The organism is Bacillus sp. OTU2372, from assembly GCF_038440275.1.
GTDB lineage: Bacteria > Bacillota > Bacilli > Bacillales > Cytobacillaceae > Neobacillus > Neobacillus bataviensis_B.
In genome coordinates this window covers 100611-117142 of record NZ_JASATK010000019.1, presented here as the reverse complement: position 1 = coordinate 117142, position 16532 = coordinate 100611, and the positions used below count along the sequence as shown (strand labels likewise).

Annotated in this window: 10 protein-coding genes and 3 riboswitches; of the genes, 8 read left to right on the top strand and 2 right to left on the bottom strand. The window is 37.1% G+C overall.

The features are described 5' to 3' along the window. Positions 1–412: 412 nt before the first annotated feature. Complete coding sequence (locus AAHB15_RS22995; protein WP_342043441.1) at positions 413–1681, bottom strand: ATP-binding protein; 1269 nt, start codon at positions 1679–1681, stop codon at positions 413–415. A gap of 607 nt (positions 1682–2288) precedes the next feature. Here AAHB15_RS22995 and AAHB15_RS22990 point away from each other — a divergent pair. Continuing rightward, on the top strand, positions 2289–3734 hold the full coding sequence (locus AAHB15_RS22990) for a DEAD/DEAH box helicase (protein ID WP_335575587.1): 1446 nt from the start codon (positions 2289–2291) through the stop codon (positions 3732–3734). A 169-nt stretch (positions 3735–3903) separates the two neighbouring features. Here AAHB15_RS22990 and AAHB15_RS22985 read toward each other — a convergent pair whose 3' ends face one another. Continuing rightward, positions 3904–7029: an efflux RND transporter permease subunit gene (locus AAHB15_RS22985; protein ID WP_342043440.1), complete on the bottom strand. Its 3126-nt coding sequence runs from the start codon at positions 7027–7029 to the stop codon at positions 3904–3906. Between the two features lie 345 nt (positions 7030–7374). Here AAHB15_RS22985 and pssA point away from each other — a divergent pair, with 345 nt between their 5' ends. The 7 genes from pssA to glyA all read left to right on the top strand — a co-directional run bounded on the left by pssA (position 7375) and on the right by glyA (position 16526). Then, positions 7375–7866, top strand: coding sequence for a CDP-diacylglycerol--serine O-phosphatidyltransferase (pssA, locus tag AAHB15_RS22980; protein ID WP_335575589.1), 492 nt, complete (start codon positions 7375–7377; stop codon positions 7864–7866). A 210-nt stretch (positions 7867–8076) separates the two neighbouring features. Beyond that, entirely contained in the window at positions 8077–9354 is a 1278-nt protein-coding gene (locus AAHB15_RS22975; protein WP_342043438.1) for a DedA family protein, read from the top strand. A 57-nt stretch (positions 9355–9411) separates the two neighbouring features. Next, complete coding sequence (locus tag AAHB15_RS22970; protein WP_335575591.1) at positions 9412–10122, top strand: response regulator transcription factor; 711 nt, start codon at positions 9412–9414, stop codon at positions 10120–10122. Beyond that, positions 10106–11479, top strand: a complete 1374-nt coding sequence (locus tag AAHB15_RS22965) for a sensor histidine kinase (protein ID WP_342043436.1) — start codon at positions 10106–10108, stop codon at positions 11477–11479. The genes AAHB15_RS22970 and AAHB15_RS22965 overlap by 17 nt, the downstream gene beginning before the upstream one ends. 148 nt (positions 11480–11627) lie before the next feature. Continuing rightward, positions 11628–12818, top strand: coding sequence for an MFS transporter (locus tag AAHB15_RS22960; RefSeq protein ID WP_342043435.1), 1191 nt, complete (start codon positions 11628–11630; stop codon positions 12816–12818). 145 nt (positions 12819–12963) lie between these two features. Further along, positions 12964–13065: riboswitch (glycine riboswitch) on the top strand. Between the two features lie 3 nt (positions 13066–13068). Continuing rightward, positions 13069–13125, top strand: a riboswitch (glycine riboswitch). A gap of 310 nt (positions 13126–13435) precedes the next feature. Next, positions 13436–14824, top strand: coding sequence for an amino acid permease (locus AAHB15_RS22955; protein ID WP_335574819.1), 1389 nt, complete (start codon positions 13436–13438; stop codon positions 14822–14824). A 120-nt stretch (positions 14825–14944) separates the two neighbouring features. Further along, a riboswitch (glycine riboswitch) is annotated at positions 14945–15048 on the top strand. A 227-nt stretch (positions 15049–15275) separates the two neighbouring features. Then, positions 15276–16526 (top strand): serine hydroxymethyltransferase, encoded by a 1251-nt coding sequence (glyA, locus tag AAHB15_RS22950; RefSeq protein WP_342043433.1) that lies wholly within the window; start codon positions 15276–15278, stop codon positions 16524–16526. Positions 16527–16532: the final 6 nt, after the last annotated feature.

The window sequence follows — 16532 nt, the reverse complement described above, 5'->3', positions numbered from 1 at the left end:
TTACAACGGGTACACATTATTATTGGAAATCGGCTTTTTTTAGGTTGAAACTTCCTTAGCGTTGTAAATCCGCATTTTCCTGAATCTACCCCAATCTGAAAAACGAGATTGAACGCTTGTTTCATACTTTGAAAGACAAGGGATTGGAATGCCCTCGCATGTTTGGATATGACACGCTAATAGATGGTTAGAATTTGTATTATAGAAATATGTTCTTTAAATCGATGATAAAGTCTTCAAAAATACTTACTTCTATTAGATCTTTCCCTTTACATATAACGCTTGAAGTTGATAATATCCACTTTCCTTAAAGATAAACACTTCAACTGTCTCAGTACGGTTATCTACGATCCAATACCCTTTAACTCCTGTCGGTTCATATACTTTTATTTTTAGCTAACGCTCATGTTTGTCAGTTAATGGAGATGATATTTTTACAATTATGGAGAGGGAACCGAATGGTAAACGTGGTTCCTTTTCCTTTTTGGCTTTGGACGGTGATTTTTCCATGAAGCGAGTCGATAATGCGATAGCTCACCATGAGTCCTATGCCGGTTCCTTTTTCTTTCAGGGAATAAAATGGTTGTCCAAGACGTTTCACTTCGTCTTCATTCATCCCCACTCCCTCATCTTGGATTTGAATCATCACATGGTGTGACTCCTGTTTCACGCAAATGGAAACCGCACCACCTTGAGGCATCGCTTCGATGCCATTTTTGATGATATTGAGGAGGGCTTGTTTCATTTTTGGGGGATGACCCAATATCGCACACTCTTGCTCCGGAAGTCGGACGTCTATGCTTACTTTTCGTTCTAAAGCATAGGAGTAGAGAATCTTGACGACTGTTTGTATTTTTTGGCAAACATCGACGGACTCTTTCGTATCCGCTTCTGGCTTGGCAAGCGAAAGATATTCGGTAATGACGTCATTCGTTCGATCCACTTCTTCTATACAAATTTGAACATACCTTTTATACGTCTCTGAAATTGGCGATTGTAGAAGTAACTGGAGAAATCCTCGATTGGTCTGCATGGGATTTCGAACTTCATGAGCAAAGGAACTGGCCAATTCTCCGAGTATCTTATATTTTTCCGCCTGTTGAGCTTCCATGTGTAACTGGGCATTTTCCCTTAAGGTTTCAATCAAAAAGACGGTTACGATGGTGGCAACACATATCGCTAAAATTTCCTGAAGTGTGTGGTTAAAAAAATCCATCTCTTGAAAATCCACGAGGATGAAGATCAAGGACATCCCCGATGTTATCATCCAAGCCAGTTTCATTCGACCTGCTCGATCCTGTTGGATGAAACGTGGATATGCTAAAAAAAACATGGGTAAGAAGAAAAGGACTTCGTATACCGTTGAATAAAAACCTGATCCCCCGAAATACCAACGATACAACAATAAGATGATCGTGAGAACAATACCTGTTGCGTATCCACCTCCATAAAATATTCCTATCATAAGAGCTACAAACCGCAGGTCATTTCGCTCGTTTACATCCGAATAGATCGGGAAGGACATGCACAATACTAATGTAATCGTTGCCAAGAAACTGAAAATTAATTTTTGACGTTTCGTTTCGATGAATTGATGACGATTGGTTAAATGCATAGAATAAAAAAAGACAGGGATCAAAATAATCATTACTTGTAAGAGCAAGTTTTTAGTATGTTCCATAAAGTTTACCTCATTGTTAAGCTAATTCTAGTATAAAAGAAAACCGAATATAAAAACAGGGGAAAAAAATGGGTTCTGATGCCAAAAACTCAAAACAATCGCAATTAATCTCTAAAGCTTGGAGATACTGATATTATTACTCTAAAAAAGGGGTATGATCAGTATGGGGTCCTGATACGATTGCTTTATTAAGCATCGCAATTGTTAAAGGATTAGTAGGATTATTTTCGCATCTGGTTAATTCGGGTATATAAAATTTGCTTCTTAAAGTAATGGGTGCTTGTGCGACCGAGCATAGGTCGTATCATATAGCGGGTGGACAGACTGTAGAGCCTCTTTTGCTATGTTGGGAAACCAAAAATGCAAAGGAGGCTATTTTATTGAAGACATGCAAAAGGAAGGGAAGACAAACGGTCATCAACCCGGATATTCGTTGAAGAAGAGGATAAGTTTACAAAAGAGGCAAATCGTTAAAAGATCTGTTTGAAACGTTTATGCGCGCGAAAGTTTCTAGTATAATGAACCATATTCAGATTATGCATATGATATTTCTTTGAGAGAAATCCTATAGATAAGCCGGATAAATACAAAAAAATGAGGTTAATACATGAGTGAAACAAGATTTGAGGGTTTTAATTTAAGTGATGAAATAAGAAGATCTTTAGAAGTATTAAAATACGAAGCTCCGACAGAGGTTCAGAGTAAAGTCATTCCATTAGCATTGGCAGATCAAGATCTTGTTGTAAAATCTCAAACGGGCAGCGGCAAGACTGCGTCCTTTGGAATTCCTATTTGCGAAATGATTGAATGGGAAGAAAAATTGCCACAGGCCTTAATCCTTACACCAACCAGAGAGCTGGCTGTTCAAGTTCGCGAAGATATTACGAATATTGGAAGGTTTAAACGGATCAAAGCAATGGCCGTTTACGGAAAAGAACCTTTTACGAAACAAAAAGAAGAATTGAAACAAAAAACTCATGTAGTTGTTGGTACTCCAGGACGTGTTATGGATCATATTGAAAGAGAAACCCTGATTTTAGATAAAATAAAGTACCTAATTATAGATGAAGCTGATGAAATGCTTAATATGGGTTTTATCGATGAAGTGGAAGCAATTATAAATCAACTCCCTTTAAACAGAGTAACAATGGTATTTTCGGCAACATTACCTAAAGATGTTGAAAATCTCTGCCATAAGTATATGGAAAATCCCATTAATGTCGAGATTGAGGCTGGCGGGATCACGACGGATACAATTGAACATCGTCTAATCGAAGTGAAGGAAGATGAAAAAATTTCACTCCTGAAAGACGTTACCGTTGTTGAAAATCCAGACAGCTGCCTTATTTTTTGCCGAACAAAAGAACACGTCGATACTGTCTATACCGAATTGGAAGAATCCAATTATTCTTGTGAAAGACTCCATGGCGGATTAGAACAACAAGATCGGTTTGCTGTAATGGATGGTTTTAAAATGGGGAATTTCCGTTATTTAGTTGCCACCGATGTAGCTGCACGAGGAATTGATATTGATAATGTGACACTTGTTATCAACTATGATGTTCCAATGGAAAAAGAGAGTTATGTCCACCGGACAGGCCGAACCGGCCGTGCAGGTAATGAAGGAAAAGCGATTACGTTTGCGACACCTTTTGAAGGAAAATTCGTTAAAAATATTGAACGGTATATTGGCTTTGAAATACCAAAAATGGATGCACCAAAGTCACATGAAGTTACTAGTAAGAAGGCTGCTTTCGAAGAAAAAATCAGCGGCCGACGAGTCGTAAGAAATAATAAGACCGCAAGAATTAACCAAGATATCATGAAACTATATTTTAGCGGTGGAAAAAAGAAGAAGATTCGAGCGGTAGATTTTGTTGGTACGATTGCGAAAATTCCTGGAGTAACTGCAGATGACATTGGGATTATTACGATCCAGGATCAAATGTCCTATGTTGATATTCTGAATGGAAAAGGCTCGCTCGTTTTACAAGCTATGGAGAATGCAACCATAAAAGGAAAGAAGTTAAAAGTGAGTAAAGCCCTTAAATAATTAAACCCAGCAAGGACGATATGCCAACATAATCGTCCTTTAAATTATCGGAGTAGAGAATACTTGTACGAGATGTGGAAGAATCCGTTCCAGTATAAAATTTGTATTATTTAATATGAAAAGCCACAAGGCACCTTATTAAATAAGGTGCCTTGTGGCTGGGATTAAATCAGCTAATGCTGTTTTCAATTTTTGTACTATTGTTTTTTGTTTCTGATTTTTTATGCAGCCATTCATAAATAATAGGGATAATAATAAAGCTGTTAATGGTTGATGTAACCATACCTCCAATTACCACAATACCAAGTGTTTGAGAAATAACCGTATCTGCATTATGAGAAAATGCAAGTGGTAACAACGTAAGGACAGTTGCAGCTGCTGTCATTAAAATCGGTCTAATCCTTGAAAGACTACCTCTTAAAACAGCCTCTTTAATAGGCATTCCTTCTTTTCGATTTCTTTCAATTTTGTCAATTAAGACAATACCGTTTGTTACGACAATACCAGTAAGCATTAGAATACCTATTAATGCTGCTAAATTCCATTCTCCATGGAATAAAATAAGCGCAATGACTACACCACTCAAAGCAAGCGGAATGCTTAATAGTACAGCTAATGGTGCTCGCCATCCTTTGAAGATAGAAGACGTGATGAGTAATACTAAAAGGATAGAAAATGCAACCGCAACGGACATATCGAAAATCATTTGTTTTACTTGTTCAGTGATACCTCCCAATGAATAGGTTACATCTTTAGGAAGTTTAAGGCTGCTTAAAGCTTTGTCTGCTTGGCTTGACACCTTACTAATATCATTTGATGTGATCTGTGCCGTGACAAGAGAGAATGGCTGACCATCTCGTTCGCTAATCGTTGAAGCAGACTGATCTTTTGTAATTTTGGCAATTTGGTCAAAACGGACCATTTTACCATTATTTCCATTAAACGTTTCCGCAGATAGAGATGCTAAAACATCATCAGCAGTGGCATTTAAGGTAATGGTTGAATTTGTTCCAGTTGCAATTTGATCTAAATATTGATCCACAGGAAGGGCTTTATGATCAACTGTAATCGTTGCGTCCTTGGATGAAGACATGTAACGATTAACAACGGTCAAAATGTCTGCAACCTTAACTCCTTTATCTTGAATTACTTTTTGGTCAAATGTAATCTTGTATTTTGGTGAACCATTCGTTAAATCTACTTTTCCATCGACACTTAGGTTCGCAATTTTTGATAAGTTTGTTCTTGCTTCTTGTGCGACTTGATCCAAAGTTGCTTGGTCTGAACCGGTAAACAGGATACGCATTTGTGAATCATCACCAGAAATGTTCTGGCTAGTTACCGTATAAATAACATTTTTAGATAAAGTCGGTAGTTGTTGTTGTAATTGCTTTATAACAGAATCCGTACCCTTCTCGTTTTTCAATACAACAGATAGGTTTGCGACGTTTGGATAGGTGATAAAACCTCCACCTTGGTCAAAAACGTCATCACTTTGTGGTGTCATAGTCGAACCAAAATTGGCTGAATAAGCATCCACATTTGGATTGACTTTTAATGCTTTTTCGATTTTTTGGACTTCAGAATCTACTTGAATTAACGTACTTCCTTTTGGCAATTCTGCTTTAATGGCAATTTGACCGATTTTCCCACTCGGCAATAAGCTTACTGGAAGAAAAGCAGAATAGATACCAGCAGCTAAAAAGACTAATATAGAAACAATAATCATAGCTTTTTTGTGTTTAAATGCTGATAGCAAAATTGGTTTCATTTTTGCATCGAGTTTGACCGTTTGCTTTTCTCCGTTTCCACCTTTCCATCCCATAAAGGCAAGAGCAGGGATGACAAGCATAGCAACAAAGAAAGAAATAATGAGTGCAATGACGACTGACCAAGCAAATCCTCTATATGATGCACTGATTACACCACCAACAAAAGCAATTGGAATATAAACGGCAATCGTTGTTAAGGTAGAACCTAAAATGGCAGGAATCATTTCAACAACAGAGGATGCAAGGACAGAAAGAAGAGATTGGTCCTTGGATTCTTCACGTTTACGATACATATTATCTAAGATAACAATGGAATCATCCACAATACGGCCCATGGCTACAATTAAACCTGAAACGGTTAAAATGTTCAACGTGATACCCATTGATTTTAGGAATGCAGTAGTTGCCAGTAATGAGATTGGCAATGAAATTGCTATTAATAATGTGCTTCTTACATTTCGGAAAAAGAAGAACACGCAAATCATGGAGAATAAGCAGCCTAGTAAACCTTCACGAACTAATCCGAAAAGAGAACTGTTTAATTCTTTTTCCCGGTCAAGTAAAACTTTGAAAGACACATCTTTTGAATTTACTGTATCCAAGTGAAGATGTGAAACACGATCCTTTACTTGTTCTGCAACATCCGTGATATTGGCTGATGGTGTCTTGATAACATTTAAGGTAACACTTGGTGCTCCGTTTGTTCTTGAGACGGTTTTTAAGTCATTTAATGAATGAGTGATGGTCCCAAAAGCTGATACAGGAATTACTTTTCCTTCCTTATTCTTAATTGTTGCATTTTCCATTTGCTGTTCTGTTAACGGTAACCCATCGAATGATACTGGAATTGATAATTGGTTGTTTACAATATTTCCTTGAGGCATGGATGGAACAGCTAACGCAAATGATTTATTTACATCATCCAATGTTAAGCCATTTTTCACTAGGTCTTTCATTCGGACAGTTAATACATATCCATCCTTTGCTCCACCAACTACGGATACCTCAGATACACCTGGCACAGATTTTAATTGTTTCACAATTTCCTGTGTGGCAGTTGAACGTAATGTTTGTTCATCTAATTTTGAACTTGTTACGCTATAAGTCAAAATTGGGAAAGAACTAGTTGTTAATCGTGTTACCGAAGGAGTGCTTGTAATGGTTGTCGGAAGATCTGCATTTGCCAACGCTTTATTTACTTGGTCCTCGGCTTGCTTCATATCTGTATTCATCGGAAAATACAAACTCATAAATAATCCACCGTCGTAAGAGGTTGTTTCAACATTGGACAATCCATCCACTGTTTTGACGGCACTTGACAGATTATCGGTTACTTGTTGTTTTACTTGTGCAGCTTGATACCCTGGCACTCTCATACTAACTGAAAGGGTGGTATTGTTAATTCCAGGCAAATAATCTCTTTGCATCTGGTATGCAGAAATTCCTCCCCAAGCCAAAATAATCACAACGCACACAATCATAAGAATCGCTCTTTGCATGGTTGCCTCTACTAATCTTTTCATTGTTTTACCTCCCAAAAATATTAAAACAATAATAATTATGAAAAAACCCGCTTTGGCAGCTTTTAAAATCTTTAATGGTTAAAAAAAATGATACGGCTTTTCAAAACTGGGTAACCTAAGTATATAAAAGGAAACTTTTCGTTCTATGAATAAATCCTTAAGAATTCCTTAAGATGCAAAAAAGATATTGTTTTGATGACGAACCTGAAGGAAAGACAGATGCCGGGGCTTATGAATCATGTGGGGCAGAGTGATGGTTTTTCCTTGGATAATTTAGAATAACAGAAGAGTTTATAGAAAATGCTACTTAAATGGTAAGTGTTCGACGTAAGGGGAGGGAATATGTTGATTAATCAGTTAGTAAAAAATGTACCAAATTTATTTACGATCGGAAATTTATTGTGCGGTGTTCTTTCCATTACCTCTAATATGAGTGGCTTATTGGAATTAGCCTCCGTTTTTATTTTCTTTTCGGCTATATTAGATCTTCTGGATGGAAGGGTTGCTAGAAAATTAAAAGTGAACAGTGAATTTGGCGTAGAATTGGATTCTTTGGCTGATATTGTTAGTTTTGGCGTTGCTCCTGCACTTTTATTCCATTCAATCGCAGCCCCTTCCCTTTTAACTTCGCTAGCATTTATCCTTTTCCCAACCATGGGGGCATTAAGATTGGCTAAGTTTAGTGTTAAACCAACCATTGGGTATTTTAAAGGATTACCTATTCCAGCTGCCGGATTGCCATTGGCTGGTATGGGGTTCTTTTTATATAGCAATGCATGGATTACCTTAATTCTCGCTCTTTTAATGGTAAGTCCCATTAGAGTAAAAAAGCTTTAATTTTATCTCCCTTATAAAAAAGCTAGTAACCTTTTCGAAAGGGTTTAGCTTTTTTATTTTATCCATAAACCTTTTGGTTCTCTTAAAACATGATTAAGAATTCATTAACATAGAAAATGAATGCATTTATCATGATAAATTGTATGTAGATTTATAGATGGAAGAGTTCTTAAACGTTAGTTTCTTTTTTTAACAGATGGGGGCATTTTTATGTCATACTTAATAACTTTATTTGAACAGCACAGTTATCTAATTCTATTTTTAGGAATCTTTCTAGAACTCATGGCTCTGCCTATTTCAGGTGAATTTTTAATGAGCTACGCTGGCTATTGTGTATTTCAGGGAAAAATGAATTATATTTTGGCACTCTTCACAGTCTTTGTTTCAGGTGGTGTTGGTATTACCGTAACGTATTGGATTGGTAAGGCAGGAGGATATAAACTAATTGAAAAATACGGGAAGTATATTCACCTAGGACCAGAAAGATATAAAAAAACAGCCGCATGGTTTGAACGATCAGGCAGTAAATTGTTGGTCTTTGCTTATTTCATTCCAGGAATTAGACATTTCACAGGTTATATTTCAGGGATTTCTAAAATGCCTTTTCGCAAATTTATTCTACCTGCATATACAGGTTCATTTTTATGGGGATTTTGTTTTATTACTCTTGGAAAAGTATTGGGACCTCGCTGGGAGGTTTTTCATCAAGCTGCAAGTAAGTATTTCATAATTTTTATTATTGGATTAGCGGTATTAATAGTTGGGTATTTGGCTTATCGGTTTTATAAAGTTCCAATTAAAAACTTATTTATTGTTTTAATTAAATGGTTAACGAATCGACTAAAAACTATAAGAAAAACTGAATTCTTTCTCATTTCTCTCACTTTAGTTTTAATCGGTATGGTGATCTTGATGCTGGGAATGGCTCAAGACTATTTATATAATGAGTTTACTCAGTTTAATGAAATTGCTAAATATATCGTCAAATCAGCCGTTTATATGTACTGGATGAAAGGATTTTTCGTATTTCAAACCCCAATGGCGATTGCGTCCATCATCGCCATAACCATCATCCGGATTTGGAGTAAGGGTCGGAACAGAGTGTTAGAGTATCTTCTACTCATCGTGTCCATTTTAGGGGCAAGGTTGTTTCATCAATCAGTTATACAGATTTTTACCTATCTCCAATCCATAGGGTTCGTTGGGAAATTTCATTCCGCAAATTTTCCTGATATAAATGCTACTATAATAATTATTATTTATGGAACATGCTTATTCTTACTTGTCCGTCATTCGAAAAAAAATTATATTTCCATAATCGTTCCTTTATTTGGGTTACTATTATTGATGGGGGTAACGATTGTAAATATTGCAACGACTGATTTACTTCCAAGTGATATTTTAGGTGGATATGTATATGGAAGTGTCTGGATATTTTTTAACTTCTTGTTGTTTGAAATGTTACGACTTGTATTGGAAAAGTATTGATTGGAAAATGGGGAATAAGGAGCAAAATGATTTACAGAAGAGGGGGATGAGCAGGAAGTGAAAACACATATACTCATAATAGAGGATGAAACTCAGATTGCTCGCGTCTTAAAAGTGGAATTAGAGTATGAGGGTTATCAAGTAACAGTAGAACATGACGGTAAAGCAGGATTAGAAACCGCTTTGCATTCCGAGTTTGACTTAATTTTGTTAGATGTTATGTTACCAGGGTTAAGTGGAATCGAGGTACTAAGGAGATTAAGAAAGGAAAACAGAAAGATTCCTGTTATTCTTTTAACAGCTCGTAATACTACATTTGATAAAGTAGCGGGATTGGATCAGGGAGCTAATGACTATGTAACAAAACCTTATGAAATTGAAGAATTATTAGCCCGAATACGTGCCATTATTCGCAATTATCCTAATAAAGTAGAATCAAAGAAAGAAGAGTCCTTATTGACCGTAGCCGACCTGATCATAAATCTGGATTCACGAGAAGTAATAAGGAATGGAAAAACGATTTCGTTAACACCGAAGGAATACGACTTCTTGGTTTATTTAGTAATGAACAAAAATAAAGTAGTTACACGGGAGAATATCATATTAAACGTTTGGGGATATGAATATGAGGGCGAAACCAACGTAATTGATGTCTTTATAACACACCTAAGGAGAAAAATGGATGAAGGTTTTCCTACCCATCTAATCACCACCGTTAGAGGGGTTGGTTTTACTATAAAGGAGAAAACGGATGAAGATCACGACTAAGATTAATCTTTTAACAACGGTCTGGATGCTTTGCATCTTAATGCTCATTAATTTTGTGGTCTACTTTTTATTTATGAAAACGACAGTAAATATGGAAGAAAATGTCCTTTTTCAAAAGGCAGAAGATATTGTAACAGACATCCATCCAAATTCATCCTCTAGTTATGTTGAGTTAAAATTAAAAGATTATTTAACCGACCATTCCTATATTAGGATCATACAACCGAAAAACAAGGTGATTCATGAAGTAACCAATGATCAGAAGCTCTTAAAAAAAATTAAGGGAAAATACACGAAGTCAAAGCAGTCACAAACACGGTTGATTTCGGCAGAAAATGGGGAAGAAGAAGTATTAGTTGTTAGAATCCCGATTAAAAAGGGAAACTTTGGGAGCTTGGAAATTGGTGAACGGTTAACAGGTCTAGAAACGAGAAAAGAACTCCTTCGTGGGATTTTAGGGTTTTGTACCATTTTAGCAACTATTTTGTCCTTACTTGGAGGTAGATGGTTAGCTAGTATGATCATGAGACCCATTTCTAATATGATAAAAACCATGGAGGAGATTGAAAAGAGCGGTGTGCCTAAAAAGATAATTATACAAAATGAAACCAGGGATGAACTGCAAATAATGGCAAGTACATTTAATCGGATGATCGATAGGCTCCAAGAAAATTTGGCGAAGCAATCACAGTTTGTTTCTGATGCATCACATGAATTAAAAACGCCTCTAACCATCATTAAAAGTTATGCAAATATATTAAGAAGGCAGGGGTTAGAAAATAAAGATATGGCCGAAGAAGCCATCCACGCCATTCATTCAGAGGCAACCAGAATACAAAAAATGACTGAAACTTTTCTAGACCTAACTAACTTAGAGAAAGAAAATGTATTAGAAAGGAATAAAGTTGATTTAGTATCTCTATCCGAAAGCATTCTAAAACAACTTAAAGATGTATATAAAAGAGAAATAATACTGCATTTTGAGGGAAATCCAATCACTATTTTTGCAGATGAATTAAAGATAAAGCAGGTAATTATTATTTTGATTGATAATGCGATTAAATATAGCAATGACAAAATTGAAGTCTTCTTAAAAAGGAACCAACAACATGCCAAAATCCTTATAAAAGATTATGGTATTGGGATCCCAGAGAAAGAAATAGTTAATATTTTTGAACGGTTTTACAGAGTGGATAAAGCAAGAAGCCGAGAAACGGGAGGCCATGGATTGGGTCTCCATATTGCCAAAAGTATTATAAAACTTCATAAAGGCGACATTAAAATTAAAAGCAAAGAAGGATTAGGGACTACAGTTGAATTGTTTTTACCCATTAACAATGAAAATGTTGAAGATTAATGTTCTTTAATACCAATATAAAAGTGAAGAAGTTCGACTAATCCGGAAGAATAGGTAAAGATAAATTAATTGTGGATTTGCACTACTGCAATATATGGCTAATTACTGTTTTAACATCCATTTTCTATAAAGTTATTAGAGGTGAATTATGGAATCTGAGAGACAATCTAAAAAGCAATTTTTTGGATTAAATTCAGTGATCTTTGTCCTTGGTATGGTTAGTCTTCTGACGGACCTTTCGAGTCAGATGATTGTTCCTATCCTTCCACTATATTTAACTTCCATATTACATGTACAATTAGGTACTGTGGGTATTATCGAAGGGATAGCTGAGAGCACATCAAGCATTTTGAAGTTTTTCTCAGGGTGGATTTCTGACCGATTTGGCAAAAGAAAATGGTTAATGGTTGGAGGTTATGGACTATCCAATCTGATTAAACCTTTTTTCGCATTATCAGCAACCTGGGGTCAAGTTCTCTTTATTCGGTTTGCTGACCGTTTTGGTAAAGGGATTCGTACATCACCAAGAGATGCCATCCTTGCCGATACCACTACAAAAGAAGAACGTGGAAAAGCATTTGGATTCAGAAGGTCAATGGATACGCTAGGTGCAGCTCTTGGACCTTTTGTAACCTACTTAATTCTTACTCTATGGAATGGCAGTTATCAGGCTGTATTTTGGTTATCTGCAATCCCTGGGTTAATTGCAACTTTGCTCCTGATCATCTTCTTAAAAGAAAAAAGAAAATCAATAAAAACACCAAGCAATGTAAAGTTGTTACCTAAGATTAGCTTCAAGGGGCTTAGTTCGCGTTTTGTGTTGTTCACACTCATAACTACATTATTTACCATAGGGAACTTCTCTGATGCATTCCTAATCTTACGAGCGAAGGACGTTGGCATGGCTGCCGAATATATCCCACTCACTTATTTTGCATACAACATCATTACAAGTTTATTTTCTACTCCATTTGGTATGCTTTCTGACCGTATCGGTCGCCGACCAGTTTTGATTACAGGTTATGTAATGTTTGCACTCATTTATCTCGGCTTTGGTCTGGTACATACTGTCTTTGGGATTTGGATATTATTCTTTATTTACGGGTTGTACTACGCGACTACTGAAGGAATTCAAAAGGCTTATGTAGCAGATATGGTACCAGAAGGACAACGTGGGATGGCAATGGGAACATTTAATGCATTAACTGGTATAGCTACATTGCCAGCAAGCGTAATGGCAGGTTTTTTGTGGCAATCATTTGGTGCTTTTACTGCTTTTGGCGTAAGTAGTTTACTGGCAATTATTTCAGCATTGCTAATGTTCATCCTTCGTATATAACAAAGCATAGTTAAGTTTTAATTGTAAACATATTACATTTATTCCTATGGTAATATACTTTTTCGGAATAATTAATAAATTCTGAATATTTAATTGACATCATCCTTTCCATAGAGTAGTATGTAAATGAAATGTATGATAGCGGATGAATATTGTGGGAGAGACCAAACGTATTGTTTGGCACCGAAGGAGCAAGTCCCCAAAAAATGGGGAACAATCTCTCAGGTAAAAGGACCATAATAGGACGCGTCTCTGGAGAGAGCCATGGGCCACCAAAGGAGTTAAACTCTCAGGTAAAAGGACAGAGGAAAGATTAGAGAAAATCTATCTTCCCTCTGTCCTTTTTTTGTTTGGGAAAGATAGTACACACGGAAAAAGGAGGATTGTGCTATGAAATCTATTGAGGAATGAGACTATGGGGACCTGCTAAGAACAAGCTGATCCTATTAATTTTATTTGAATTGTAAGCGCTTTTTTAGTTGTAGAATTAACCGGTAATATTATCTTAAACTTTTTTTGGGATATTAATTTGCATTTAGTTTGATTTAAATTCTTTAAAAATAGATTTAAAACGAAAAAAATTGTAAACATCCTAGAAAAGTAGAGGGGGAAATCGAATGCAGGAACAAAAATTGGAAAGAGGCCTAAAAAACAGGCATGTACAACTAATCGCTATTGGTGGAGCAATCGGAACGGGATTATTTCTTGGTGCAGGAAAATCGATTCATTTAGCAGGACCATCGATTTTATTTGCTTATATGATTACGGGGGCCATATGCTTTTTAATCATGCGCGCACTTGGCGAACTTCTCTTAACCAATTTAAACTATCATTCTTTTGTTGACTTTGTAAGAGACTATTTAGGTAATATGGCAGCCTTTGTAACTGGCTGGACCTACTGGTTCTGCTGGATTTCCATTGCTATGGCTGACTTAACAGCAGTTGGTCTCTACACCCAATATTGGCTTCCTAATGTACCGCAGTGGATGCCAGGATTAATTGCCCTTGTGATTTTGTTAATTATGAACCTTACAACCGTTAAACTTTTTGGTGAAATGGAATTTTGGTTTGCCTTAATAAAAGTCATCGCTATTCTGGGACTAATTTTTATCGGTATTGTCATGATTGTAAAAGGCTTTTCTACAAATTCAGGTCCATCTAGTTTCACGAATTTATGGAGCCACGGCGGCATGTTCCCGAATGGCATAAATGGGTTTATTCTCTCATTCCAGATGGTAGTGTTTGCATTTACAGGGATCGAACTAGTAGGACTTACAGCAGGCGAAACAAAAGACCCTGAAAAAGTTATTCCAAAGGCAATCAATAATATCCCAATTCGGGTATTTATTTTCTACCTTGGCGCATTGTTTGTCATTATGAGTATTTATCCATGGAACGCGATAAACCCGGCGAAAAGTCCATTTGTCCAAGTCTTCGTAGCAGTTGGTATCGCAGCAGCTGCCGGAATTGTTAATTTTGTCGTACTTACATCCGCTGCTTCGGCATGTAATAGCGCCGTTTTTAGTACAAGCCGGATGGTATACTCACTTGCCAAAGATAAAAATGCACCTGAATCATTTGCAAAACTTACTTCACGAAAAGTACCTTCAAATGCATTGTTCTTTTCAACTGTAGTTATTCTTATTGCAGTTATTTTGAACTATGTCATGCCGGAAGGCGTATTTACACTCATTACAAGTATATCTACAGTATGTTTCATCTTTATTTGGGGAATTACTGCCATCAGCCATTTAAAATACCGTAAAACAAGACCCGATCTGGCGAAGGTCAACCAATTTAAATTGCCGCTTTATCCATTTTCGAATTATCTGATCCTTGCTTTCCTAGCTTTCGTTCTTGTCGTGCTTGCTCTTGCTGAAGATACTCGTATTGCCTTGTTTGTAACTCCAGTCTGGTTTATTGTGCTAATTGCCATTTATAAGATTCGGACCATGAATACTAACGAGGTTGATCAAGTGAATCAGGAAACGATAGCAGATAATTAAACAGTAGCTCCAATTTAAGTCTTATTTTCCTATTTGTGTTACCGTTTTCAAAAAAATAAAAAACCGCTTGACTTAGCGTACTTTAACAACTATTCTGAAAATAACAAAATAATAGAGCGGATGACGGTTGTGGGAGAGTGCACGATTTAAACGCCACCGAAGGAGCAAGTTCCAAAAAAACCCTTGGAATAAATCTCTCAGGTAGATGGAACCACAGCTGGACGCAACTCTGGAGAGCGCATAATAAGAGATGCCACCAAAGGGGATGTTCTACACAGAACTAAACTCTCAGGTAAAAGGACAGAGAAGGGACAAAGAGCTTTTAAGCTACCCTTCTTCTGTCCTTTTTTGCGTGCAAAAAAGTCGTGTTTGGATAGTGAAAATGGGAGATCCATCTTCCATTTTGACACATTAAAGGGTAGTTTGAGCGATATTTCAAGGAGGAGTAGGAATGGGATTAAAACAAAATGATACAACTATTTTTGAAGCAATTAGGAATGAGCAGCAGCGCCAGCTTCAAACATTGGAGTTGATTGCATCTGAAAACTTCGTGAGCCCTGATGTGTTAGAAGCAATGGGAAGTGTGATGACCAATAAATATGCGGAAGGGTATCCAGGGAAGCGCTACTATGGCGGCTGCGAAGTGGTCGATGTGGCAGAACAAACAGCTATTGACCGCGTAACACAGCTTTTTGGTGCCAAATATGCAAATGTCCAACCGCACTCAGGTGCACAAGCCAATTTTGCTGTATTCTTCGCACTGCTTCAGCCTGGTGATAAAGTGATGGGAATGAACCTCGCACAAGGTGGGCACTTAACTCACGGAAGCCCTGTAAGTGTTTCAGGAAAATGGTTTGAAATTGTCTCCTATGGGGTTAAAGAGGATACTCAATTGATTGACTATGATGAACTAGAAGCAATCGCGAATAAGGAAAAACCAAAATTGATTATTGCCGGGGCAAGTGCTTACCCAAGAAAGATCGATTTCGCGCGCTTTAGGCAAATTGCCGATCAAGTTGGCGCAAAACTCATGGTCGATATGGCGCATATTGCCGGGCTGGTTGCAGCTGGACTACATCCGTCGCCGGTTTCATATGCGGATGTCGTAACGAGCACTACTCATAAAACATTAAGAGGCCCGCGGAGCGGAATTATTTTAACAAATGATGAAGAAATCATTAAAGCGATTAATAAATCAGTGTTCCCAGGAATCCAGGGCGGCCCGCACATGCACATTATTGCAGCCAAGGCGGTTGCTTTTAAAGAAGCATTGCAGCCAAGCTTTAAGGAATATGCAAAACAAGTAATTGAAAATGCAGCCACACTTGGCGAGACATTGAAAAATGAAGGTGCAGCCCTTGTTTCTGGTGGAACAGATAACCATATTGTTCTTTTAGATTTACGTCCATGGAACCTAACCGGAAAAGTAGCAGAAAAATTATTAGAAGAAGCTGGCATCACCGTCAATAAAAATACGATTCCTTATGATCCAGAAAAGCCGTTTGTTACAAGCGGAATCCGGATGGGAACAGCGGCTTTAACGACACGCGGCATGAAGCATGACGAAATGGTGAGAATCGGAAAAGTCATTGCAGCTGTTCTGAAGAGTAAAGGGGACCAAGTCGTGCTTGAGAAAGCAAAGGAAACAACGAAAACCATTTGTGACGCTTTCCCGTTATTTGAACAAGCAATCACAGTATAAGAAAGG